This is a genomic window from Sphingomonas sp. SphC10 (assembly GCF_057004845.1).
In genome coordinates, this window is record NZ_CM168044.1 from 160,536 (window position 1) to 183,297 (window position 22,762).

Sequence of the window (22,762 nt, forward strand, 5' to 3'; positions counted from 1 at the left end):
CGATCGGGCGCACAACCGCAGGAGTAATATCATGACCTCCACTATAATGAAGACCATTGTTCTCGCCGGCCTCGCCACGGTCCTGACCGCCGGTACGGCGCAGGCCCAGTTCGCCGGTGGTTCCAGCGACACCGGCAAGGTGACCGTGGGCGAGAGTGACGTGCAGGGCGGCCCCCATGTGGCGGGGCGGGCTGGGATCGGCGTGCCGGGGACCAACGGACGCCGCGTCGATTTCCAAGGGCTCAGCCTTTACGCCGCGCCCGACCTGAATGGGGTGCGCCATCTGAACATGGCGACCAGCGATACCGCCGATCACAGCAGCTATGGTGACTTCCGCTTCGCCCGCGTCGGCTCTGCCGATCTGTGGTTCGGCGAATGGTCGCAGACGGGCAACGCCACGGCGGGCGATCACACCGTCTATTATGTCGGAAACACCAGCGGTACGACGGTTCCGACCAGCGGCACCGCGACCTATTCGGTCAAGGGCATCAGCGACTATGCCAACAAGGGCGTATTGACCGGCACACTGACCGCCAATTTTGCGTCCGGATCGACGGGGACGCTGCGTGGCAGCCTGTCCAACGCCTCGACCGGGGCGGGCGTCAATATCGGCACGGCGCGGATCAACGGGGCCGCATTCGCGGGCGGTAATGCCGTCGCCACCCAGTCGGGTGCCACCGTCGCGTCGGGCGGCGCGGTGAGCGGTCGCTTCTTCGGCGCCAGTGCCGCGGCGCTGGCCGGGACCGTCAAGTTCGACGGTGCGCGTCAGCACGACACCGCCTTCGGCGGCACGAAGAACTGACGCGAAGGGCTGGGGCTCCCGTCTCTCCCTTGCGGGAGCCCCGGCTTCGTGCCGATCTGATGCGCCACGCTGTCTCCACCTGTCTCCTGACGCTAGCCATGCTGTGGGTGGCCGCGCCCGCTTCCGGCCAGAGTGCGCGTAGCGAGGATAACCGCCTGCGCCTCGACCCCGGTATCGATCGCCGGACCACGTTTTCGGAACGCGAGGCGATCGAGGGACCTGAGCCGCCGGATCGTATCGCCATCGACGGACAGGTCTATTCAGTCGGCCATAACCCGGACGATCTGGGCCGGGCGCTGTACCTTTCGGTGGCGCGCAAGAACTGGGCGGATGTCCGTCGCTTCCTGCCACCATATCTGGCGCTGGCTCGCCATGATCCAATGCTGGTCGCCTGGGCGCGCGGCGGCCTGGCGCGCAGCGACGGGCGGCTGACCGAGGCCGAACGGCAGTACCGCGCCCTGCTGGCGATCCAGCCCGACTTCCTGCCGGGGCAGCTGGAGCTCGGCCGCGTGCTGTTCGAGAACCGCAAGGACCGGGAGGCCCGCCACCTGTTCCGCGTGATCCGCGACCAATTAGTGGGGCAGGGCGAGCAGGCCGCCGGGGTCCGCCGGACGGTCGACACCTTCCTCGACGCGCTCGACAGGCGGGGTGGCTGGCAAGGCATGATCGCGGCGGGGCCGGGATATAGCAGTAACCTCAACCAGACCTCCGCCAGCCAGACCTGCCTGCTGTTCGGCGCGGATGGCGCCTGCCTGATCGACCGCACCTTGCCACCGGCGATCGCCTCCGTCGGCCTCAATGTCGAGGGGAGCATCAGCCGCCGGATCGCGCTGAAGGGGCAGGGCGGGCTGTTGGCCCGGGCCTTCGTCTATGGCGACACCTGGCCGGCGCATGGCGATTACAACCAGGCCACACTCAGCGCGCAGATCGGTTACGACCATCAAACCGCGCGGCGCAGCCTGACCCTGTCGCCGACCTTCGATCTGTCCAGCTTCGGCAACCGGGTGCTGTTCACCGCACCGGGCTTGCGTGCCGAGGCAATGCTGACCCCGTCACCCAGCACCGCGTTGCGTCTGGACGTAGTGCGCCGGGTCTTCAATTATCGGCGGAGCTTCGACGATCTCGACGGTGCGCTGACCGAGGCGTCCCTGACCGGCTGGTGGTCACGCCCACGCGGCTGGACACTGTTCGCCGGCGTCGAGGCGGGCGACAAGCAGGCGGGGAAACGCGCCAATGCCTATCGCCATGTCGGGGCGCGACTGGGGGTGGTGCACGGCTTTGCCGATTGGGCCGAACTGACGCTGATCGGGTCAGTGCGGCAGCGCGATTACGCGGCCTATAGCGAATTGCTGGAGGCCGTCCGCCACGACCGCGAGGCGAACCTGACCGCCGTCCTCCGCCTGCCGACGCTGCGTCTCGCCGGGCTGACGCCCAACATCCTTCTCCAGCACAATCGGGTGAAGAGCAATGTCGACTGGCTCTATTCCTTTCATCGCACCGCCGCGAGCATCAGGTTGGAACATGCCTTCTGAGGTCGCGCCCACCGGCTATCGCCAGCCGGTGCAGGCGCGGGCGTTCGGAACCGGGGCGATGGTGGCGACCGGACTGCTGGGGATCATGTTGCTCAGCATCCGGGTGATCGCGCCGCCGACCCAAGTAGCCGACGCCGGGCCGATGGCGGTGTTCGTCGCGGAGGCGCCGCTCGATCAGCCTGCGCTTGATCGAGCGGCGCCTCCGCCTGCACCGACGCCTGCGCCGCCGCTTCCCGCTCACAGGCCATCCCTTCCGACGGCGGCACCGACATCCCCCACGGTTCCCACGGTGCCCGTGATCGCCGACCCGTCATCGTTCGGACAGCCCTTTGCCGCGCCGCTGGCTCAGCCGGCGGACGCGGTTGCGTTCCCTCCCTTGCCGCAATCCGGCACGAAGCCGATCGAAAGCCCTGGGACGACCGCCCCGGCCGCTTCGGCGGCGGCCGCAGCAGCGGCGGACTGGCGTGCACGGCTGCTCGGCCATCTCAAACGCTATCGTCGCTATCCGCGCCAGGCAGAGGCCGCGCGGCAACAGGGCGTCGTTCGCATCGCCATCACCCTGCACCGCTCGGGCGAGGTGATCGCCGTCGAACTGGTCCATGGCAGCGGCTACCCGCTGCTCGACATGGAAGCGCGGACCACGGTGCGCCGTGCCGCGCCCTTGCCCGCGGTCGAGGACGCCGTTCCCGGCGATCCGGTCACCGTCGAGGTGCCGATCGAATTCGCCCTGCACCGCTGACCCTTTCCCCTTCTTCCAGGAGTATCGCCATGACCCCGATCGCATCCCAATCCCAGCCGAGCGCCCCGATGGCCGCGCTCGCCCGGCCGATATCCCGTTCGCAGCGGCTGATGCAGGCCACGCGGAGCGCGCATGACGGGCTGGACAACCGCATCATCTCGGCCGAGCCCTTTCAGGACCGCGATCATTATGTGCGCCTTTTGGAGATGCAGTATCGCTTTCATCGGGCCATCGAGGGGCTCTACTCACGGTCACTGCCGCTCCCGGCGACGCTGGACCTGCCCGCTCGGCGGCGTCTGGACCGCGTGCGGCAGGATCTGGAGGATCTGGGTCGATCGCCACCGGAGGACAACGGGTCCCGGCCGTTCCACACGACCCGGGTCGACGCCGCCATGGCGATCGGCTGGCTGTGGGTCGCAGAGGGATCGACGCTCGGTGCGGCGTCGCTGTTGAAGCGCGCGGCGGCCCTGGGGCTCGACGAGACGTTCGGAGCGCGTCACCTGGCCGGGCACCCGGACGGACGCGCCAGGTCGTGGAAACATTTCACGGCGGCGGTCGATGCGCTCGACCTGGACCAGGTGGGTGACGCGCTGATGCTCAACGGGGCGCGCGACGCCTTCCTCTATGTACGGAGACTGGCCGATGACAGCTTTGCGTGATGGGGGCCGGGTGAGTCGGGCAATCCGGTTCGGCTGGCTGGCACTGGGGGTATTCTGCGTCGGACTGGGCATCGTCGGCGCGTTGCTGCCGCTGATGCCGACCACGATCTTCCTGATCCTGGCGGCGGGATGTTTTGCCCGTTCCTCGCCCCGGCTGGAGGCGTGGCTGCTGGACCATCCGCGTTTCGGCCCGACCTTGCGCGCGTGGCGGCGGGACGGCGCCATGAGCCGTCGAGCCAAGGCGATGGCTGTCGGCGGTATGGTGACGGGCTATGTAATCTTTCTCGCGGTCGCGGATCCCCCTGTCAGCGTGCTTTCCGTCGTAGCGCTAATCATGTCGGGCTGCGCCGCTTACATTTGTGTCCGGCCGGCCATGTTGTCTTGATAAAGCGGACCATATCTTCGCGCCTCTGGGCACGATCAGGAGGTGATAAAATACGCCAGCCGGCTGTAGCGCGAAACCGAGACACTGGCCCGGTGCGCTGTGCTTGGCAGGTCTCGTCTCGGCGTTCATTGGATCAGCCCCCTTGGGAGCAAAGCTGTTCAAGTCGCAGCACGAGGTCAAGCCATCATGGCGGTGATTTGAAAGCCCGGTCACCATCGAGACGCTGATGACGATGAAGCGTCCGACTGAAGGAATCTGTGAGATCAGATCAATATCCCTCGTGCCGACACGCTCGCACGGTGCCGTTTAGCCGATCGCGCAAATGTCAGGTCTTGTCAGAAGTCGACGCTTTGGCGATGCGACGGGAATGACGGCTTCGGCCCAACCCAAGCCGTTCCAATTGCCACTGCTGAGATATGACCGGACAGCGGAAGTCGGGGAGCGATAGCTGCGGCGTAAACGTCCACTTGTGGGTCGGGGCGTTCTGCGTAGCGCATCCAACGTCAGTATCGCCACGATCAGTTTTTGCTAAGGTCGAGACCCAATCAAAGCCAGAAGGTCAGCGCGTGGCGAGGGCTACGCCTGAGAGAAAGTTGGCGGCGAGCTTGTCATAGCGGGTGGCGACGCGACGGAAATCCTTGAGGCGGCAGAAGGCGTTCTCGATGAGGTGCCGGCCGCGGTATCGGTCCTTATCATAGCGCGAACCGGGTCAGAGTCGGTTAGGCCGTGGACGTGCTGGAAAGCACCAAATTCGAGCGACGCCAACCTCTGGGCCATGCCCTGCAGTTGTCGTTCGTCTACGCCGTCAAAATAGGCGTCGACCATGGATCACGCCGATCAAAGTTGCTGACTGGCAAATCTGCGCCGCGCTGCCGCAAGCTTCTGGTCGTAAACGACGGCATGCGGGTGGTAGCGTTGGCGAGCTTCGTCGGGCTCGCGGGTCCGCTTATACTCGCGTGACGCGCCGTCGAAGAACGGCCGAAGCGCCTCGGGTACGACCCGTCGGAAGTAGAAAATGCCGGTGCGAGGATCTTTGAAAGGCGTGGCCATACGGATCACTTTGTACGCATCCTTTGTACACAAGGATGGGTAAAGCGTCCATGAAGACCGTCAAATCCGCGCAAATCCGCCATTCTGGCGGGTGCTGGTGACCCCTACGGGAATCGAACCCGTGTTTCAGCCGTGAAAGGGCCGCGTCCTAACCGCTAGACGAAGGGGCCGCCGGGTGGCGTGGAGGGGCCTCTAAGGGAGGGTGCGGAAACCGTCAAGCGCTTTTTTCAGTCGGCCCATGCGGCATCCTCGACATGGAGTTCGGCGACGTCGCGGCCGGACCAGTCGTCGACCTTGGCGCGGCCGACCAGCCACAGGCGGCGGGTGCTGCCGGCGCCGAGCAGAGCCTGGCCCAGCGCGGTGTCGGCCTGGCGGAACGCCATGGCTTTCAGGCTGCGGCCATCGGCGCCCGCGACGATGGCGCGGACGTGATTCGTGCCGACCAGATCGGCGCGGATCACGCGGAACGGTCCGGCGGCGATGCGCGGGGCGGGCCAACCCATGCCATAGGGGCCACCGGCCTCCATCGCGCCCACTAAGCCCGGATTGACGCCGCCGGGCGCCAGTACGGCATCGACCAGCAGCGCGCGGCCTGCGCTGGCCCGCACGACGGCGTCGGCAAGGCGTTCCTCAAGAAACTTGGCCAGTTCGGCGATCCGGTGCGCCTCGACCGTCAGGCCCGCCGCCATGGCGTGGCCGCCGCCCGCGATCAGCAGGCCATGCTCCTTGGCCGCCAGGATCGCCGCCCCCAGGTCGACGCCCGAGATCGAGCGCCCCGAGCCCTTGCCCATCCCATGTTCGTCCACCGCGATGACGATGGCCGGACGGTCGAGCTTTTCCTTCAGCCGTCCCGCGACGATGCCGATGACGCCGGGATGCCAGCCTTCGCCCGAAACGAGCGCGACATGCCGGTTGCGGTCGACGGTGGTTTCGGCGGTGGCCTGTACACCCGCCTCGATCGCGCGGCGTTCGTCGTTGAAATGGTTGAGCTCCTCGGCGATCGCGCGCGCTTCGGCGGGATCGTCGGTGGTCAGCAGCCGCACGCCCAGATCGGCGCGACCGACGCGACCGCCCGCATTGATGCGCGGCCCCAGCGCAAAGCCCAGATCGGAGCAGGTCGGCGCGCGGGTCAGCCGGGCTGCGTCGGTCAATGCGGCCAAACCGATATTGCGCCGCTGCGCCATGACCTTCAGGCCCTGCGCCACGAACGCCCGATTCAATCCCCGTAACGGCGCGACATCGGCAACCGTGCCCAGCGCCACCAGATCGAGCAGGTCGAGCAGGCGCGGTTCGGCCCGGTCGGCGAAAAAGCCTCGCGAACGCAAGGTACGAATCAGCGCGGCACCCAGCAGGAAGCATACGCCGACCGCCGCCAGATGGCCGTGGGCGGCCCCCTCGGTCTCGTCCAGGCGGTTGGGGTTCACCACCGCATGGGCGCGGGGCAGTTCGGTCGCGCATTTGTGGTGGTCGACGACCAGTATCTCGATCCCGGCGTCTTGCGCGGCGGCCAACGGCTCGAACGCCTGCGCGCCGCAATCGACCGTGACGATCAGGTTCGCGCCCTCTGCCTGGAGGCGCAGCAGCGCCGCTTCGGTCGGGCCATAGCCCTCGGTCATCCGGTCGGGAATATAGGCGCGCGGGGACAGGCCCAGGTCACGGAGCAGGCGGACTAGCACGGCGGCCGAGGTCGCACCGTCGACATCGTAATCGCCGAAGATCGCGATCGGCTCGCGCGCAACCACCGCATCGGCGAGGCGGGCAGCGGCGCGGTCCATGTCGCGAAAGATCGACGGATCGGGCATGAAGCCCCGGATCGAGGGGGTACGATGCGCCTCGATCTCGTCGGGCGGGCACCCTCGGGCGAGCAGCAGCTGGGAGACCAGATCGTCATAGCCCAAGCCGTCGCGAGCATCGGCGGCCAGCGCACGCCAGCGCCAGGGCTGGCCCAGGATCGACTGGGCGATGCCGAGAACGTCGGTCATCGGCGGAACTTGAAATCAGGGAAATTCACGCGGAGGCCATGCCACGGAGCGCAGCGTCGCGACAAGAGCGGCGGGAAGGGCGGCGGGGGTCAGCTGACCCAGTTGCCCTCGCGAAACCATTTGGTGATGACATATTTGGTGCCCTCGACCACGGGCATCCCCTCGTGCAGCGTCATCTCGTTGGGGCTGCCGTCCGGCTTCATGTTGTTCCACGCCAAGAGCAGGCCCTGGCGCGGTGCGACGCGGATGCCCGCCTGGGGGAACCAGGTCGCGCCGCCTTCGGCCACGTCGTTGAGGTAGATCATCGCGGTCCAGGTCCGCTGCCCGCCATGGACGCGCACCTTTTCCCAATAGCTTTCGCTTTCGTGGAAATAGTCGTGATGGGCGCGGAACTGCTGGCCGGGGGCGTAGCGCTGTCCCTGCATCGTCTCGCCCTGTTCGGGTGCGATGCCGAGCAGCGCGGCGATCGATTCGTCGATCGGCTGTACGTCGGGCGACCAGCGCGCCATGTCGCAGCTTTCCGACGTGCGGAACCCGTAATCGGGGCGGTCGGACAACAGGGTGGAAGGCCGCCGATTGGCGTCGATCATCGCCATCAGCGTGGCGCACTGGCCGGGCGTCAGGAAGTCGGGATAATAATAGATTTGCGCCGTGTCGGTCGCCACGCGCGTCACCGCCGGGTTCGCATCGAGATGCTCGGCGACCGTCACCGCGAAACGGGCGCGCAAGGGCGAGGCGGCGGGGTGGCCCTTCGGCTTCCTCTGGAAGAACGACATGGTCGCGGATGTGCGACGATGCTTGCCGAAAGACAAGAGGGGAGGGACGCTGCGCACGTCCCTCCCGCCCCGCTCACCAGAAGATGTCGTACACCACGTCGACGACCATCCCGCTGCGCAGGTCGACCAGCACCGCGTCATTGTAATAGCGCACCCAGCGATACGAGCCATAGGCGGGCGGCAGGCGATAGGCGTAGGGATCGTCCAGCCAGTAATTCTCGCCGAAGAACATCGGCTCCAGGATCACCCCGCTGGAGAAACGCTGATAGCCATAGCCGCCGTTGGGCCCGTAATAACGCGGCAGGTGATAGGCGCCCCGGTTCATCGAGCGCCAGCCCATCCAGTCGTAACGCCGGTCGCCGCGCCAGCCGCGATTCCATTGATTCGCCCAGGCACGACGTTCGCCGAAGCCATAGGCCTGGTCGTTCTGGTCGCGCCAGTCGCCGAAGCTGCGCCGCCAGCGGTCGCGATCGTCACGCTGGCGCCGCTCGTCGTCGCGCCAGCGCCGATCCTGTTCACGCGCCCGATCTTGCGCCCAGTCTTGCCGCCGATCTTGCCCCCGATCTTGCCATCGCCGCTGGTCCTGCCACTGGCCCCGGCGGTCATCACGCCATGAGCCGGGGCCGCGATCCTGCCGGTCGACCCGTATGCCGCTGGGGCCCGGATCGGGTTGCGGCCTCGGATCGGGCCGCGACTGATCGCGCCAGTTGCCACGATTGCCGCCCCAGGAGCGCTCTTCGCCCGGCACCGGTGCGGGCGAGGGCTCGGGCCGCCAGCGGTCGCCACGTCCGCCGCCATCGCGCTGCTCGAACCGGGGAGCGGGCTGGGGCGCGCGGGGTGCCTCGGGATGGTCCGGGCGGAAGGCCGGGCGGTTTTCGGGGAAAGCTTCGCGGTTGTTGAAAATCGGGCGTCCTTCGCTCCGCTCGACTCGACCGGCGGGGCCACCACCGGGGCCGCCTTCGGGGCGACCTTGCGGGCCGCGATCCATCATCGCCTGCGCGCTCGCCATGCTTGGCATCGCCCCCGCCACCATCGCGGTCGCCGCCAGCAGAGCCGCCATCCAATGCCTGTTCATGTCCCTACGTCCCATGCGTCGGCGCACGAGCCGACCCTGATCATGAAGGGTTTATGGCATGACGGCGTTGAGCGATTGCTGAACTGGCCTGTCAGCAACGGGAAAGAATTGGCCCGATGCGGCTTCACTCGTCCCGCATCGCGCCGGGCACCAGCGCAGGTACGGCGCGGGCGGCATCGCCGGGATCGGTGCCGGGCATGGGGGCGGCCGGGATGGTCTCCTCACCCCGTGCCGCACGGGCGGCGCGCTGGATCGCCTCGACCAGACGCGGATAAACGCCGCAGCGGCAGAGATTGGTGATCTGCGCGCGGATCAGTTCTTCGGACGGATCGGGATTTTTCCGGATCAGCGCGGCGGCGGCCATCACCATGCCGGGAATGCAATATCCGCACTGGCTGACATTGGCGGCCAGGAACGCCTGTTGAACGGGGTGCGAGCGGTCGCGCGACAGCCCCTCGATGGTGGTGACGACGCTGCCCTCGATCCGGCCGATCGGCACCTGACAGCTGCGAACCGCGCGGCCGTCTATGTCCACCGTGCACGCGCCGCAATCGCCCGTGCCGCAGCCATATTTGGTGCCGGTCAGGTTCGACGCATCGCGCAGCGCCCAGAGCAGCGGCGTGTCGGGCGGCAGGCGATAGCGGACGGGCTGGTTGTTGACGGTGAAGCTGGACATCGCGGAAGCGGGCTTAGCCGATGCCGGGGCAGGGGGCTACCGATCCAGCATCGGCGCGGCGCGGTCGAGGGCGAGGTCCGCGTCGGAAAACCGGATCGGGCTGCGTATGCCCGGCACGGTCGATCCATCGGGCCGTTCGGGCTGGATGGCCAGACCGCGCGCCAGGACCTGCGGGTCGGCAAAGGCCTGTTCGACCGTGTTGATCGGTCCCGCCGGCACGCCTGCCGCCTCCAGGGCCGCAAGAAGTGCGTCACGCGGCCAGCGGGCGGTGGCGGCTTCGATGATCGGCGTCAGCGTGGCGCGATGTTCGCAGCGCAGGGCGTTGGTCGCATAAAGCGGATCGTCGCCGTCGATCCCGACGACGTTCGCGAAACGGCGGAACTGTGCGTCGTTGCCGACCGCCAGGATGAACCAGCCATCTTTCGCCGGGAACGCCGCATAGGGCACGATGTTGGGATGCGCATTGCCCAGCCGGGTCGGCGTCTTCCCCGAGGCAAGATAGTTCATTGCCTGGTTCGCCAGCACGCCGGTCATCGTGTCGAGCAGCGCCATGTCGATCTGCTGCCCGCGCCCCGTTCGCTCGCGCATATGAAGCGCGGCCTGGATCGCGATGACGGCATAAAGCCCGGTCATGATGTCGGCGAGCGCCACGCCGATCTTCTGTGGTGCCCCGCCGGGCTCGCCGGTCAGGTCCATGATGCCGCTCATCCCCTGCACGATGAAGTCGTATCCGGCGCGCGGCGCATAGGGGCCGTCCTGGCCGAAGCCGGTGATCGAGCAATAGATCAGGCGCGGATTGACCGCCGACAGGCTGTCATAGTCCAAGCCGTAGCGGGCGAGGCCGCCGAGCTTGAAATTCTCGATGATGATATCGGCGTCGGCGATCAGCGCGCGGACCTTGGCCTGTCCCTCGGGTGTGGCGAAGTTGGCGACGACCGAGGTCTTGCCGCGATTGGCGGCGTGGAAATAGGCGGCGTCCTGCGTCCCGTCGGGATTGGGGATGAAGGGCGGCCCCCAGCGGCGGGTATCGTCTCCCTCGGGGCTTTCGACCTTGACCACCTCCGCGCCGAGATCGGCCAATACCTGGCCCGCCCAGGGACCGGCGAGGATGCGGGCCAGCTCGACGACCTTCAGGCCAGTGAGGGGGGCGGGTCTGGTCATATCTTAATCCTCCCCAAGCATAGCTTGGGGAGGGGGACCGTCGCGCCAGCGACGGTGGAGGGGCGGAACGGACCGGCCAAGCCCCTCCACCACGCCCTTCGGGCGCGGTCCCCCTCCCCATCAAAGATGGGGAGGAATGGGGTGGTGATCAAAACGCCGCGATCCCGGTGATGGCGCGGCCCAGGATCAGCGCGTGGACGTCGTGCGCGCCTTCATAGGTGTTGACCGTCTCCAGGTTCATCAGGTGGCGCATCACCTGATATTCGCCCGAAATGCCGTTGCCGCCATGCATGTCGCGGGCGACGCGGGCGATATCCAGCGCCTTGCCGACATTGTTGCGCTTGACGATCGAGATCATCTCGGGCGCGAACCGGCCTTCGTCCATCAGCCGCCCGACGCGAAGCGACGCCTGCAAGCCCAGCGCGATCTCGGTTTCCATATCGGCCAGCTTCTTCTGGTAGAGCTGCGTCGCGGCCAGCGGCCGTCCGAACTGCTTGCGGTCCAGGCCATATTGGCGCGCGGCGTGGAAGCAGAATTCCGCCGCCCCCAGGGCCCCCCAGCTGATCCCGTAGCGCGCGCGGTTGAGGCAGCCGAACGGCCCCTTCAGCCCCTCGACATGCGGCAGCAGCGCGTCCTCGCCGACCGCCACGTCGTCCATCATCACCATGCCGGTGATCGAGGCGCGCAGGGACAGCTTGTTCTCGATCTTCGGCGCGGACAGGCCCTTCATGCCCTTTTCCAGCACGAAGCCCCGGATCGCGCCGCCATGCGCCTCCGACTTGGCCCAGATGACGAAGACATCGGCGATGGGCGAGTTGGAGATCCAGGTCTTGGCGCCCGACAGGACATAGCCGCCCTCGACTTGTCTGGCGGTGGTGCGCATGCCCCCGGGGTCGGAACCGGCATCGGGTTCGGTCAGGCCGAAACAGCCGATCCACTCGCCGCTCGCCAGCCTGGGCAGATAACGGCTCTTCTGTTCGTCCGAGCCGTAGGCATGGATCGGATACATGACGAGGCTGGACTGCACACTCATCATCGAGCGGTAGCCGCTGTCGATCCGCTCCACCTCGCGCGCGATCAGGCCATAGGCGACATAGGAGGCGCCGACGCCGCCGAACTCCTCCGGGATGGTGGGGCCGAGCAGGCCCAGCTCGCCCATCTCGCGAAAGATGTCGGGATCGGTATGTTCGTTGGCAAAGGCGTCGATGATGCGCGGGGCCAGCCGGTCGTCGGCATAGGCGCGCGCGGTGTCGCGGATCATCCGCTCGTCATCGGTCAGCTGGTCGTCGAGCAGGAACGGGTCCGCCCAGTCGAACTTGCCCATCGGGGACATTGTTTTCTCTCCTTATGTCTCCGCTTCTCGGGAAGGCGGCACGCTTTGTCCACCCCCGGCCGTGACTTGCGACCATCCGTGCGAATACAAAAAGCCCCTCCCGCCATGAGCGGGAAGGGCCAGTCTTTCCAACGCGTAGGGGGTTTGCGTCAGAGCTTGAAGCTAAGCGTCGCGCGCAGGTCGCGACCGGCCAGCGGGGCGAAGTCCTTCAGGACGCTGGCGTGGCGGCGGGCATCGACATCGAAGATGTTGTTCGCCGACAGGGTCAGCGTCGTCGGATTGACCGTACCCCAGGGCTTCAACTGGACCGAGGCGTTGACGAGCGTGAAGCCGTCGGTCGGTGTTTCCAGCCCAAGCACGCGGCTCTGCTTGAAGCTGCGTTCCACCTCGACACGCGCGTTCACGCTGTCCGAATGCGCTTCCAGCCCGCCGAGCAGGCGCAGCGGCGGGATACGCGGGGCCGGGCCGGTGCCGATGATCTGGGCATGGACATAATCGCCCAGCAGGTCGGCATTGATCGCATAGCCGCCGATCGTGGCCAGCCGCAGCGAGCCCTCCGCCTCGATGCCGTAATAGCGGGCATCGGCCTGGGCATAGGTGAAGCAGGGCAGGTCGACCTCGCGGCCCGAGGGCGCAGCGGCGGCTTCGCACGGACCCTGCTGGACCAGCGCGTCATAGATATAGTTAGAGAAGCGGTTGTAATAGGCCGAGGCGTCGAAGCTATAGCCTTCGCCATGCCCGTGAACGGTGGCTTCGATGCCCCAGCTCGACTCCTTCTTGAAGTCCGGATTGCCGAGTTCATAGGCTTCGGTCCCGGCGTGCGGGCCGTTGGCGAACAGCTCCTCGGCAGAGGGCGCGCGTTCGGTGCGCGACAGGTTCAGGCCCGCCCGCCAGTCGGGCGCGAAGCCGTAGCTGGCACCGATCGAGCCCGAAAAGGCATCGAAGCTGCGCTGGCCCCGGAAGAACCGGTTGTCGCTGACCGCCGTGCGTGCGGTCAGCGAGGTATGCTCATAGCGCGCCCCGGCCTCCATCTTGAAGGCGCCGCGATCCAGCTGTTGCAGCGTGAACAGGCCCACCTGCGCGGTGTTGTTGCGCGGCAGGAACGCCTCCTCGCCGCGCACGTCGAAGTCGCGGTTGAAGAATTGCACGCCCGACGCGCCCTGCCAGCCATTGCGCTTGGTCTGGACCAGTTCCAGGCGGCTTTCGATGCCCTTGTTGTAAAAGGCGGTGCCGACCTCGCCGCTCTCCTCCAGCTCGAAATGGCGATATTCGGCGGCACCGGCGCGCAGGCGAATGCGGTCGAGGAAGCCGCCGCCCGTTTCGATCTCGCCGCGCAGGTCGAGGCGGTTCTGGACCAGGCTGAGACGCGGGGCTTCGGGTTCCTCGCTGCCCGGCGTCAGGGCGTAGCGGACCGGCACGCCGTACAGGCTGTCATAATGGCTGTACGCGATGCCCAGCGAGCCGGTGTCGGTGATCAGCGACCCGCCGACCCCCGCCGTCCAGGTTTCGCTGGCGGTGTTGGGCAGGCGGCCGCGCAGGTTGGCGACACCCGCAAAGTTGAGCGGGTCATTGGGGGCCTTCGCCGCCGAGGCCTGCGCCTCGGCACGGGCACGCGGCGATAGGACATAGCCGCCGATCTTCAGATCGTCGGTCTTCAGATACGAGCCATCGGCGTGCAGCACGAACTGCTTGCCGACCGCGACATCCGCCGCGCTCGCGACCGAACGTTCGGTCGCGGCCGAGCCATAGGTCGCCATGCCCGACAGGCGATAGCCCTTTTCCGGCACGACACGCGGAATGCGCGTGTCGATGACGTTGACCACGCCGCCCACCGCCGATGATCCGAACAGCAGCGCAGAGGGACCGCGCAGCACCTCGACCCGCTCGGCGAGCAGCGGGTTGATGACGACGGCATGGTCGACGCTGGTGTTCGACACGTCGATCGAACCGATCCCGTCGGTCAGCACGCGGATACGCTCGCCCTGGAAACCGCGCAGCACGGGGCGCGAGGCATTGGGGCCGAACGACGTCGCCGACACGCCCGGCTGCCGCGCCAGCGTCTCGCCGATGGTCGGTCGGATCGAGCGTTCCAGCTCCGCGCCGGTGACGATCGAGGTGCCCGACAGCACATCGGCCTCCGACTGCTGGACCGGCGCGGTCACGACGATTTCGCGGCCACGATTGGTAGTCGTGGCATTGGTGGTCTGCGCGGTGGCGGGAGCGGCCAGCAGGCTGGCAAGCGCGGTGGCGGACAGGCCGGACAGGAGGACGGGCTTGAACAAGGGACGGCTCCGATTTGTGATGCCATGCCGACTACAGTCTTGTTACAACATATCAAGGAAAAATTCATGCGCCTGTCATCCGTTCGCTGCGTCCTGGCAGAGCAGGACGCGCAACCGGCATGGCTCCGCCTCCACCGCGATGTCGGCGATCAGGTCGCGGCCGAGCGGAATGTCCGCCTCGGGCAGGGCGGCCAGCCAGCGGGTCAGGGCGGGGCCGGGCATGGCGTCGAGTGTCAGGGCGATCACCGATCCGCTGAACGTCGCAGAGCACCAGGGTTCGACCATGGCGACGGTCAACCGCACCACGCATCCGGCGCGCGCTGCATGGGCGACCAGCGTGCGGGCCAGCCGTTCGCCACGATCGGCGGGGCGGCGGCAGGGGGTGGTGCGCGGCGGCATGGCGCGCTCGATCCGGGCATGGACGGTCATGCGGTCTGTCCTTTGATGAAGGCGGTGACGCGCGCGATCATCTCAGGCCCCGGCTCGCGCCCCTTGCGCAGGTCGCTGACCAGCCGGGGATCGTTGACCGCCAGCCGCCCGAACTTCGTCTCGGGCATGAGGCTGGCTTTCAGATAGCGGTCGATCATGCGCAGCAATTCCATGGACATTCTCCCAAAGTCCGATTCCTGTTCCGTTGTTCATGATCTGTTCCGATTCCCAACTTGTCTAGGAAAAATCCTATGCCTATATTCGATCCTATGGCGGAGGCGGATATCAGGGCGACATTACAGGCGCTTGCGGCAGACGCCCGCGTGAGCCTGGCGGCATTGTCGCGGATGATCGGGCGCAACGACGCCTATCTCCAGCAGTTCGTGCAGCGCGGCACGCCGCGCGTGCTGGCGGAAGGCGACCGGCGGCAGCTGGCGGAGTTTTTCGGCGTGGCCGAGACGCGGCTAGGGGCGCTTCCCGCCACTGGACCGATGCTGGTGCCCCGGCTGGCCGTCGCGGCGTCGGCGGGGCCGGGGGCGACGGTCGATGACGAGGTGATGATCGGTGTCGAGGCGATCGATCGCGGGCTGGCCCGGCGGCTGGGCCTGAGCGACGGGGCGGCCTCGGTGATCCGCGTACGGGGGGATTCGATGGCGCCGGGGCTGCTCGACGGGGATCATCTGGTGGTCGACCAGCGCGACGTCCGGCCCAATGCGCGCGGCGGGCTTTACGTGATCCGGGTCGGCGATGTGCTCATGGTCAAGCGGGTTAGGCTGGGAGCAGGGGGACTGGTCGCCACCAGCGACAACCCCGCCGCGCCGCCGGTGCCGGACGGTCCGATCGCGGTGATCGGTCGCGTCGTCTGGCAGATGCGCATGCCTTCCTGATCCTCCCCGCCCGCGGGGGGGGGGGGACCGTCGCGACAGCGACGGTGGAGGGGGATTGCGACGAGGGACGACCTTTGTGGAAGCCCCCCTCCGTCAGGCCTTCGGCCTGCCACCTCCCCGAACCGGGGAGGATTATGATTTACCGACCGCGCCACCAGACCAGCAGCGCCACAGCGACCCCGATCGCCAGACCGATCAAAACCCCTATGGTGACTTCGCCGGTCGCCAGCCCCGCGACGATCCCGCCGACCACGCCCAGCGCGATGAAGATGCCCCCGGCATGAGCGGAAGACTGGGAAGGGCGCGGTATTTGCGGGTCGGTCATGGCGCCATTCCTGCCATGCGCGGGGGCGCGAAACCAGCCATCCATGGTCGAAATCGGGTTAACCATTTCAGGGGGTGGTTTAATTCATAGCCCGCGCTTAGGGGTGCCCTCCGAAGTTTCACAGCGCGGTTCCGGGGGGAGATTCCATGCGCGATTTTCGCGACGCCTATGTCGCGCCATTCCTGACCGATCGAGACGTGGCGGACGCCGCCGAGATGATGGAAACCTTTGGCCTGGCGGCGAGCGGCGAAGCCGCCGCGCGCGCCGATCGCAGCCGCGATCAGGGCAATCACATCCATTTCTGCCGCTGGCGCCAGATCGAGCGGCTGATCGACCTGTTGTCGAGCGAAGAGGCCATCGGCACCGTTCACTAGGTGGACTGTCCGGCGAACCCGAAGCGCTTCGCGACGACCGGATCGGCAAATCTGTCCAGATGATGGTGCTTTGGGGTGTCGCTGTCGCATCCGCGCGGCTAGGGATTGGCGCATGATGGTCCGCGTCGGGCGGCCGCGCCGCTCGGCCGCCATCATATGCTTGGCAATGGGTCTTGGCGGCGCGGGCTGGCCCGCCGTTGCGGCTGCGCAGGTCGCAAGCCCCGTCACCTCGCCGGCGGCACAGACGATACCGGGCAGCGACCTGCCCGACGATCCGACCATGCTCGACCCCTCGGCTCCGCTGGCGCCCCTGCCGGAGATCGGCGTCGCCTGGCCCGACCTGGCGACCGCGCCGGGCGATCCGATGGCGACCATGGCCGCCACCGTCGATGCCGCGGCCGAGCGGCGCTATCGCTGGCGGGTCGATGGGATCGACGGCGCGGGCGAGCTGGTCCGCCAGCGTTTCGAGCAGCTTTCCACCCTCGATGCCAATGACGGCGAGCCCGCCAATGCCGCGCAGCTCGACCGGCGCGCGCGCGAGGATGCCCAGCTGCTGATCAATTTGCTGCGCGGGGCGGGCTATTACGACGCGCAGGTGACGACCCGGATCGAGCCGGGCAACGAGCCGACCGTGTTGCTGGAGGCGGTGCCGGGCAATCTCTATCGCTTCGCGGGCGTCACGCTGGACGGGGTGACGGCGGCGGGCGACAAGGCCGCGCCGCTGGAAAAGGCGTTCGGGATCAAGCCGGGCGATCCGGTGAATGCCGATACCATCGTCGCGGGCGAGGCGCGGCTGAAGACCGTGGTGGGCGAGGAGGGCTTCCCCTTCGCCAAGCTCGGCGATCCACAGATCGTGGTCGACCGCGCCGCGCGCACCGCGACGCTGGACCTGACGGCCGATCCGGGTTCGCCCCGCCGCTATGGCCGGATCGTCATGGCGAACGACAAGCTGTTCGACGCCAGGCATGTCCAGGAGATCGCCCGCTTCTCCCCCGGCCAGCCCTACGACTCCGCCGAACTGGACGATCTGCGCCGTGCGCTGGTGCAGACGGGCCTCGTGTCGTCGGTCGAGGTGAAGCCCGTGCCCGGCGACACGCCCGAGACCGTGAACATCGCCGTCGGGCTGGAGCCTGCGCCGCCGCACACCATCGCGGGCGAGCTGGGGTATGGCACCGGCGAAGGCGCAAGCGCGACAGTGAACTGGACCGACCGCAACCTCTTCCCGCCCGAAGGCGCACTGACCCTGCGCAGCGTGCTCGGCACCCGCGAGCAGCTGGGCGCGATCGTGTTCCGCCGTAACAATTTCCAGGGCCGCGACCGGGTACTGACCGCGCAATTCTCGGCCGCGCACATCCTGCGCGACGCCTATGAGGCCAAGACGCTGTCGCTGTCGGCGGGACTGGAGCGCCAGACGAACATCTTCTTCCAGAAGACCTGGACCTGGTCGCTGGGGGGCGAGTTGCTGACCTCCGACGAGCGCGACGTGATCGAGAGCACGGGGCAGCCGCGCAGGCGAACCTTCTTCATCGGCGCACTGCCGACCAGCCTGAATTACGACGGCTCGGACGATCTGCTGAACCCGACGCGCGGCTTCCGGCTGGGCGGGCGGATCAGCCCGGAGGTGTCGCTGCAGGGCAGCGTGTTCGGCTATACCCGGACCCAGATCGATGCGAGCCTCTACCACCCGTTCGGCGACCGGGTGGTGCTGGCCGCGCGGACTCGGCTGGGCACGATATTGGGCGCGCCCCGCGACCAGATCGCGCCGTCGCGGCGTTTCTATGCGGGCGGCGGGGCCTCGGTGCGCGGCTATGGTTTCCAGGCGATCGGGCCGCGCGACGCGAACAACGACCCGATCGGCGGGCGCAGCCTGGCGGAATTCTCGATCGAGGCGCGGGTCCGCACCTTCGGGAATTTCGGCGTCGTGCCTTTTCTGGATGCGGGCAACATCTCCACCTCGCCGTTGCCGCGTCTGACGGGCCTGCGCTTCGGCACCGGGCTGGGCGTGCGATATTATTCCAATTTCGGGCCGATCCGCCTCGACGTCGGCACTCCGCTCAATCCGCAAAAGGGCGATAGCCGGGTCGCGGTCTATGTCTCGCTGGGACAGGCGTTTTGACCGAGGATGTGGAGCCCGCACCCGACGCGCGGCGGGGCTTCCGCTGGGGCCGTGCGGTCATTATCGCGGTGGCCGCGCTGGTCGGTATCGTGCTGGCGGCGCTGGGCATCGTCGATACCTCGATCGGGCATCGCTGGGTTGCGGACCGGATTGCGACCATCCGCACGCCGACGGGGCTTCGTTTCTCCGTGGGGCGGATCGACGGGTCGCTTTATGCCGACATGCGGCTAGTCGACCTGCGCGTCTATGATCTGGACGGGCTGCTGGTGCAGGTGCCGCAGGCGCGGCTCGACTGGCGGCCCCTGAACTGGGCGCGGGGCACGCTCGACATCCGCCGGGTCGAGGCCGCGACGGCGACGCTGTTCCATGTGCCGCATACCCGGAGCACGGGGCGGCAGACCCCGATCCTGCCCGATTTCGATATCCGCATCGACCGGCTGCGGCTCGACCGGCTGGTCCTCGCGCCGCGCGTGCTGGGCCGCGAGCGGGTGGCGAAGGTCGAGGGGCGGGCGGATATTCGCGACGGCCGTGCGGTCGTCACGCTGAACGGGGTGGTGGCGGGCAGCGACCGGCTACGCCTGCATCTCGACGCGCGGCCCGATCACAACCGTTTCGATCTGGCGGTCGAGGCGCGGGGTGCGAAGGACGGCGTGCTGGCCAGGGCGGCGGGCGTCCGCGCGCCCGTCTCGCTCGACGTCGCAGGGGCGGGACGCTGGACGCGTTGGGACGGTGTGGCAAAAGGCCGTATCGGCGGACAGCGTGCGGTCGATCTGCGTCTGTCGGCCCAGGCGGGCCGATACGCCCTGTCGGGACAGATCGCGCCATCGCTGGTGCTGCATGGGCGTCTCCAGCGGCTGACCGCGCCGCGCGTTATTGTCGCCGGACAGGCCGATTTTGCCGACCGCCAGCTGAACGGCGCACTGGTCCTGCGCTCGCCCGCATTGCGTGTGAAGGCGCGGGGCGTGGTCGATCTGGGCGCGAACCGGTTCGAGGGGCTGCGCGTCGACGCCAGGCTGGTCCGGCCCGAGGCGCTGTTCCGCAACATGAGCGGACAGGCAATCGCCATGACCCTGCGGCTCGACGGGGCGTTCGACCGGGCGGCATTCGACTATCGGCTGGCGGCGACGCGCTTCGCCTTCGACCAGACCGGGTTCGAGCAGGCCGTCGCGACGGGCAAGGGCCGATTGCAGGGCCGCTGGCCTCTGACCCTGCCGGTGCGCTTCACCGCGACGCGGGTGACCGGTGTGGGCGAGGCGGCGGGGGGCATCCTCCACCGGCTGTCGGCGACGGGCGACCTGCGCATCACCCCCCGTGAGATCATAGGGCAGGGGCTGGCGCTCCGCTCGGACAAGTTGGCGGGGCGGCTGAACCTGCGCATCGACCTGACCAACGGGCGTTATGATGTCGGGCTGGACGGCGCGCTTCAGCGTTACCTCATCCCCGGCCTCGGCATCGTCGATGTGAAGTCGCGGCTGTCCGCCGTGCCCGGCCCGGACGGCCATGGCACGCGTCTCGTGGGGCGCGGCGAAGCGCAGGTCCGGCGGCTCGACAACGCCTTTCTCCGTTCGCTGGCGGGCGGGCTGCCGCACCTGACCACCGATCTGGAGCGCGGCACCGACGGCGTCTTCCATTTCCGCCGCCTGGTGCTGACCGGCCCCGACATCCGCCTGACCGGCGAGGCGATCCGGCGGCGTGACGGTACCTTCCATTTTGTCGGCGGCGGGCGGCAGCGGAGCTATGGTCCGGTCCAGATGGTGCTGGACGGGCGGATCGATCGGCCGACACTCGACCTGCTGCTCGCCTCGCCCAACGCGGCGATGGGCCTGCGCGACGTGCGGCTGCATCTCGACCCCAATGATCAGGGCTTTGCCTTCCGCGCCGCAGGAGGCTCGCGGTTGGGGCCGTTCCAGGCGGGCGGGGCGATCCTGCTCCCGCGCGGGCAGAATGCGGTGATCCAGATCCAGCCTCTGCTGGTCGCGGGGGCGCGGGCGACGGGCGCACTCACCGTCGTGCCGGGCGGTTTTGCGGGGCGCATGGACATCGGCAGCGGCGGCCTGTCGGGTGAACTGCTGCTCCGCCCAGTCGGCGAGGTGCAGCGGATCGAGGCGCATCTGGCTGCACGTCAGGCGCAGATTTCGGGGGTGACCATCCGACAGGGCCGCGTCGACCTGATCGCGCTGCTCGATCCGGCCGGAGCCTCGGTCGAGGGCACGGCCAATGCGCAAGGGCTGCGGCGCGGCGCGTTCAACATCGCGCAACTGACCGGCACCGCCCGGATGCGCGGCGGCAACGGCGAAGTGCGGGTCGGCATTTCGGGATCGCGCGGCCGTGCCTTTTCGATCCAGACCGTGACGCAGGTTGCGCCCGACCGTTTCTCGACCACGGCGCAGGGGACGCTCGACCGACGGCCGTTGCAACTGCTGTCGCCAGCCGTCGTCACCCGTGACGGCGACGGCTGGGCGCTTGCGCCGACGCGGTTGAGCTTTGCGGGCGGCGAAGCGACGCTGGCGGGCCGGTTCGACCGGGACTCGACTGCGATCCAGGCCAGCCTGACCCGGATGCCGCTCGCCGTGCTCGATATCGGCTATCCGGGGCTGGGGCTGGGCGGCACCGCGACCGGCACGCTGACCGTCCGCCAGGCGACGGGCGCGCCGACTGGCAAGGCGGACCTGACCATCCGGGGGCTGACCCGGGCGGGCCTCGTCCTGACCTCTCGCCCGATCGATATGGGTGTGGCGGGGGTGCTGTCCGCTGACCGATTGGGCGTGCGCGCGGTCATGGCCTCGGGCGGCAGGATCATCGGGCGCGGCCAGGCTTTGATCGTACCCGGCGGCGCAGGCGACTGGGCCAGCCGGATGCAGGCGGGACGGCTGATCGCGCAGCTTCGTTATGCCGGACCCGCCGATACGCTGTGGCGGCTGACCGGGGTCGAGATGTTCGACCTGTCCGGCCCGGTCGCGATCGGCGCGGACGTGACGGGATCGCTGAGCCAGCCGGTCATCCGGGGCGCGGTGAAGGCGGTCGGCGCGCGGATCGAGAGTGCGACCACCGGGACCGTACTGACCGACGTGCAGGCCAGCGGCCGGTTCGGCGGATCGCGCCTCGTCATCGATCGCTTCGCCGCGCAGGCGGGCAAGGACGGGCGGGTCAGCGGCACCGGCCAGTTCGACTTCGCCGCTGCCAAGGGGGTCGGCCTCGACCTGTCGCTCAACGCCACCAATGCGACGATGATCGCGCGCGACGATATCGGTGCGACTGTGACCGGGCCGCTGACCTTCCATTCCGATGGCGCGGGCGGCACGATCGCGGGCGATGTGGTGCTGAACCGCAGCCGCTATCGGCTGGGCCGCGCGACGGCGGCGACCGCCGTGCCGCAGCTCAACATCCGCGAGATCAATATTCCGGGCGGCGGCGAGGAGGACGATGTCCCGCGCAAGCCCTGGACGCTGGCCGTGAAGGCGCGCACGCCCGGCGGGCTGATCGTGTCGGGCCTGGGGCTGAACAGCGAATGGTCGGCGGACCTGAAGATCGGCGGCACGCCCGACAATCCCGCGATCACCGGCCAGGCGACGCTGATCCGCGGCGATTATGAATTTGCAGGCCGCGAGTTCGATCTGGCGCGCGGCATCATCCGCTTCGGCGGCGAGGTACCTGCCAACCCCGCGCTCGACATCGCGGCTAACGCCAATGTCCAGGGGCTGAGCGCGACGATCCGTGTGACCGGCACCGCGCTGAAGCCCGAGATCGGCTTTTCCAGCACGCCCGCACTGCCCAATGACGAGCTGCTCTCGCGCCTGCTCTTCGGCACCTCGATCGCCAGCCTGTCCGCGCCGGAAGCGTTGCAGCTCGCCGCCGCCGTCGCCGCGCTGCAGGATGGCGGCAACGGGTTGAACCCGATCAACGCGGTGCGGCGCGCGGCGGGGCTGGACCGGCTTCGCGTGCTGCCCGCCGACGTCCAGATCGGCCGCGCCACTTCCGTGGCGGCGGGCAAGTACATCACCCGGCGTTTCTATGCCGAGATCATCACCGACGGGCAGGGCTATTCGGCGACGCAGATCGAGTTCCAGGTGACGCGCTGGCTGTCGCTGCTCTCCAGCATCTCGACGCTGGGGCGGCAGAATGTGAATGTGCGGATATCCAGGGACTATTGAGACGTTGGCCCGCGCGAATGCGAACAGG

General features: G+C 68.2%; 20 protein-coding genes, 1 tRNA gene and 1 pseudogene. 9 read left to right on the top strand and 13 right to left on the bottom strand.

Going from position 1 to position 22,762, the window contains the following annotated elements:
- The first annotated feature begins 31 nt into the window (after positions 1–31).
- The 5 genes from ACWKSV_RS00645 to ACWKSV_RS00665 are packed head-to-tail and all read left to right on the top strand — an operon-like array spanning position 32 to position 4,117.
- Complete coding sequence (locus ACWKSV_RS00645; RefSeq protein ID WP_237243554.1) at positions 32–802, top strand: Slam-dependent surface lipoprotein; 771 nt, start codon at positions 32–34, stop codon at positions 800–802.
- Positions 803–861: 59 nt separating this feature from the next.
- On the top strand, positions 862–2,334 hold the full coding sequence (locus tag ACWKSV_RS00650; protein WP_076715458.1) for a surface lipoprotein assembly modifier: 1,473 nt from the start codon (positions 862–864) through the stop codon (positions 2,332–2,334).
- Entirely contained in the window at positions 2,324–3,073 is a 750-nt protein-coding gene (locus ACWKSV_RS00655; RefSeq protein WP_076715460.1) for an energy transducer TonB, read from the top strand. Before ACWKSV_RS00650 ends, ACWKSV_RS00655 begins: the two co-directional genes overlap by 11 nt.
- Before the next feature lie 29 nt (positions 3,074–3,102).
- Complete coding sequence (locus ACWKSV_RS00660) at positions 3,103–3,732, top strand: biliverdin-producing heme oxygenase (protein ID WP_076715462.1); 630 nt, start codon at positions 3,103–3,105, stop codon at positions 3,730–3,732.
- Entirely contained in the window at positions 3,716–4,117 is a 402-nt protein-coding gene (locus ACWKSV_RS00665; RefSeq protein WP_076715463.1) for a YbaN family protein, read from the top strand. Before ACWKSV_RS00660 ends, ACWKSV_RS00665 begins: the two co-directional genes overlap by 17 nt.
- 545 nt (positions 4,118–4,662) lie before the next feature.
- Here ACWKSV_RS00665 and ACWKSV_RS00670 read toward each other — a convergent pair.
- The 12 genes and pseudogenes from ACWKSV_RS00670 to ACWKSV_RS00725 all read right to left on the bottom strand — a co-directional run.
- Positions 4,663–4,814 (bottom strand): annotated as a pseudogene (locus tag ACWKSV_RS00670) (IS5/IS1182 family transposase); the annotation flags it as partial.
- A 140-nt stretch (positions 4,815–4,954) separates the two neighbouring features.
- Entirely contained in the window at positions 4,955–5,167 is a 213-nt protein-coding gene (locus ACWKSV_RS00675) for a DUF6538 domain-containing protein (protein ID WP_076715465.1), read from the bottom strand.
- 95 nt (positions 5,168–5,262) lie between these two features.
- Positions 5,263–5,337 (bottom strand) — tRNA-Glu (locus tag ACWKSV_RS00680).
- 57 nt (positions 5,338–5,394) lie between these two features.
- A complete protein-coding gene (gene recJ / locus ACWKSV_RS00685; protein WP_076715466.1) occupies positions 5,395–7,149 on the bottom strand; it encodes a single-stranded-DNA-specific exonuclease RecJ in 1,755 nt (584 codons plus the stop codon).
- Positions 7,150–7,238: 89 nt separating this feature from the next.
- Positions 7,239–7,925: a prolyl hydroxylase family protein gene (locus ACWKSV_RS00690; protein ID WP_076715468.1), complete on the bottom strand. Its 687-nt coding sequence runs from the start codon at positions 7,923–7,925 to the stop codon at positions 7,239–7,241.
- A gap of 73 nt (positions 7,926–7,998) precedes the next feature.
- Positions 7,999–9,000, bottom strand: coding sequence for an RcnB family protein (locus ACWKSV_RS00695; protein WP_076715469.1), 1,002 nt, complete (start codon positions 8,998–9,000; stop codon positions 7,999–8,001).
- A 124-nt stretch (positions 9,001–9,124) separates the two neighbouring features.
- Positions 9,125–9,676, bottom strand: a complete 552-nt coding sequence (locus ACWKSV_RS00700) for a (2Fe-2S)-binding protein (protein WP_184105304.1) — start codon at positions 9,674–9,676, stop codon at positions 9,125–9,127.
- Between the two features lie 36 nt (positions 9,677–9,712).
- Positions 9,713–10,837, bottom strand: a complete 1,125-nt coding sequence (locus ACWKSV_RS00705) for a CaiB/BaiF CoA transferase family protein (protein WP_076715471.1) — start codon at positions 10,835–10,837, stop codon at positions 9,713–9,715.
- Positions 10,838–10,985: 148 nt separating this feature from the next.
- The gene (locus ACWKSV_RS00710) at positions 10,986–12,170 is read right to left on the bottom strand and encodes an acyl-CoA dehydrogenase (protein ID WP_076715472.1); all 1,185 of its coding nucleotides are present in this window, start codon (positions 12,168–12,170) and stop codon (positions 10,986–10,988) included.
- Positions 12,171–12,319: 149 nt separating this feature from the next.
- On the bottom strand, positions 12,320–14,452 hold the full coding sequence (locus tag ACWKSV_RS00715; protein ID WP_076715474.1) for a TonB-dependent receptor: 2,133 nt from the start codon (positions 14,450–14,452) through the stop codon (positions 12,320–12,322).
- 75 nt (positions 14,453–14,527) lie between these two features.
- A complete protein-coding gene (locus tag ACWKSV_RS00720; RefSeq protein WP_156884216.1) occupies positions 14,528–14,881 on the bottom strand; it encodes a hypothetical protein in 354 nt (117 codons plus the stop codon).
- Complete coding sequence (locus tag ACWKSV_RS00725; protein WP_168371576.1) at positions 14,878–15,054, bottom strand: hypothetical protein; 177 nt, start codon at positions 15,052–15,054, stop codon at positions 14,878–14,880. Before ACWKSV_RS00725 ends, ACWKSV_RS00720 begins: the two co-directional genes overlap by 4 nt.
- 78 nt (positions 15,055–15,132) lie before the next feature.
- On the opposite strand from ACWKSV_RS00725, the gene ACWKSV_RS00730 reads away from it, so the two are divergent.
- On the top strand, positions 15,133–15,768 hold the full coding sequence (locus ACWKSV_RS00730) for a S24 family peptidase (protein ID WP_237243555.1): 636 nt from the start codon (positions 15,133–15,135) through the stop codon (positions 15,766–15,768).
- Positions 15,769–15,907: 139 nt separating this feature from the next.
- Here ACWKSV_RS00730 and ACWKSV_RS00735 read toward each other — a convergent pair whose 3' ends face one another.
- Positions 15,908–16,093 carry a hypothetical protein gene (locus ACWKSV_RS00735; protein ID WP_156884217.1) on the bottom strand — a complete coding sequence of 62 codons (186 nt, stop codon included), beginning with the start codon at positions 16,091–16,093 and terminating at the stop codon, positions 15,908–15,910.
- Positions 16,094–16,239: 146 nt separating this feature from the next.
- Between ACWKSV_RS00735 and ACWKSV_RS00740 the strand changes: the two genes are divergently transcribed.
- The 3 genes from ACWKSV_RS00740 (at position 16,240) to ACWKSV_RS00750 (ending at position 22,734) form a co-directional block, all read left to right on the top strand.
- Complete coding sequence (locus ACWKSV_RS00740; RefSeq protein WP_056439331.1) at positions 16,240–16,467, top strand: hypothetical protein; 228 nt, start codon at positions 16,240–16,242, stop codon at positions 16,465–16,467.
- Between the two features lie 112 nt (positions 16,468–16,579).
- The gene (locus ACWKSV_RS00745; RefSeq protein ID WP_083706590.1) at positions 16,580–18,583 is read left to right on the top strand and encodes an autotransporter assembly complex protein TamA; all 2,004 of its coding nucleotides are present in this window, start codon (positions 16,580–16,582) and stop codon (positions 18,581–18,583) included.
- Positions 18,580–22,734 (top strand): translocation/assembly module TamB domain-containing protein, encoded by a 4,155-nt coding sequence (locus ACWKSV_RS00750; protein WP_076715478.1) that lies wholly within the window; start codon positions 18,580–18,582, stop codon positions 22,732–22,734. Before ACWKSV_RS00745 ends, ACWKSV_RS00750 begins: the two co-directional genes overlap by 4 nt.
- The last annotated feature ends 28 nt before the right edge of the window (positions 22,735–22,762 follow it).

What these genes read in the sequence shown, in the direction of transcription:
- ACWKSV_RS00675 (WP_076715465.1), bottom strand. Translation starts at nt 5,167, where the DNA reads ATGGCCACGCCTTTCAAAGATCCTCGCACCGGCATTTTCTACTTCCGA.
- ACWKSV_RS00645 (WP_237243554.1), top strand. Translation starts at nt 32, where the DNA reads ATGACCTCCACTATAATGAAGACCATTGTTCTCGCCGGCCTCGCCACG.
- ACWKSV_RS00665 (WP_076715463.1), top strand. Translation starts at nt 3,716, where the DNA reads ATGACAGCTTTGCGTGATGGGGGCCGGGTGAGTCGGGCAATCCGGTTC.
- ACWKSV_RS00660 (WP_076715462.1), top strand. Translation starts at nt 3,103, where the DNA reads ATGACCCCGATCGCATCCCAATCCCAGCCGAGCGCCCCGATGGCCGCG.
- recJ (WP_076715466.1), bottom strand. Translation starts at nt 7,149, where the DNA reads ATGACCGACGTTCTCGGCATCGCCCAGTCGATCCTGGGCCAGCCCTGG.
- ACWKSV_RS00740 (WP_056439331.1), top strand. Translation starts at nt 16,240, where the DNA reads ATGCGCGATTTTCGCGACGCCTATGTCGCGCCATTCCTGACCGATCGA.
- ACWKSV_RS00705 (WP_076715471.1), bottom strand. Translation starts at nt 10,837, where the DNA reads ATGACCAGACCCGCCCCCCTCACTGGCCTGAAGGTCGTCGAGCTGGCC.
- ACWKSV_RS00695 (WP_076715469.1), bottom strand. Translation starts at nt 9,000, where the DNA reads ATGAACAGGCATTGGATGGCGGCTCTGCTGGCGGCGACCGCGATGGTG.
- ACWKSV_RS00720 (WP_156884216.1), bottom strand. Translation starts at nt 14,881, where the DNA reads ATGACCGTCCATGCCCGGATCGAGCGCGCCATGCCGCCGCGCACCACC.
- ACWKSV_RS00690 (WP_076715468.1), bottom strand. Translation starts at nt 7,925, where the DNA reads ATGTCGTTCTTCCAGAGGAAGCCGAAGGGCCACCCCGCCGCCTCGCCC.
- ACWKSV_RS00735 (WP_156884217.1), bottom strand. Translation starts at nt 16,093, where the DNA reads ATGACCGACCCGCAAATACCGCGCCCTTCCCAGTCTTCCGCTCATGCC.
- ACWKSV_RS00655 (WP_076715460.1), top strand. Translation starts at nt 2,324, where the DNA reads ATGCCTTCTGAGGTCGCGCCCACCGGCTATCGCCAGCCGGTGCAGGCG.
- ACWKSV_RS00730 (WP_237243555.1), top strand. Translation starts at nt 15,133, where the DNA reads ATGCCTATATTCGATCCTATGGCGGAGGCGGATATCAGGGCGACATTA.
- ACWKSV_RS00710 (WP_076715472.1), bottom strand. Translation starts at nt 12,170, where the DNA reads ATGTCCCCGATGGGCAAGTTCGACTGGGCGGACCCGTTCCTGCTCGAC.
- ACWKSV_RS00700 (WP_184105304.1), bottom strand. Translation starts at nt 9,676, where the DNA reads ATGTCCAGCTTCACCGTCAACAACCAGCCCGTCCGCTATCGCCTGCCG.
- ACWKSV_RS00725 (WP_168371576.1), bottom strand. Translation starts at nt 15,054, where the DNA reads ATGGAATTGCTGCGCATGATCGACCGCTATCTGAAAGCCAGCCTCATG.
- ACWKSV_RS00650 (WP_076715458.1), top strand. Translation starts at nt 862, where the DNA reads ATGCGCCACGCTGTCTCCACCTGTCTCCTGACGCTAGCCATGCTGTGG.
- ACWKSV_RS00745 (WP_083706590.1), top strand. Translation starts at nt 16,580, where the DNA reads ATGATGGTCCGCGTCGGGCGGCCGCGCCGCTCGGCCGCCATCATATGC.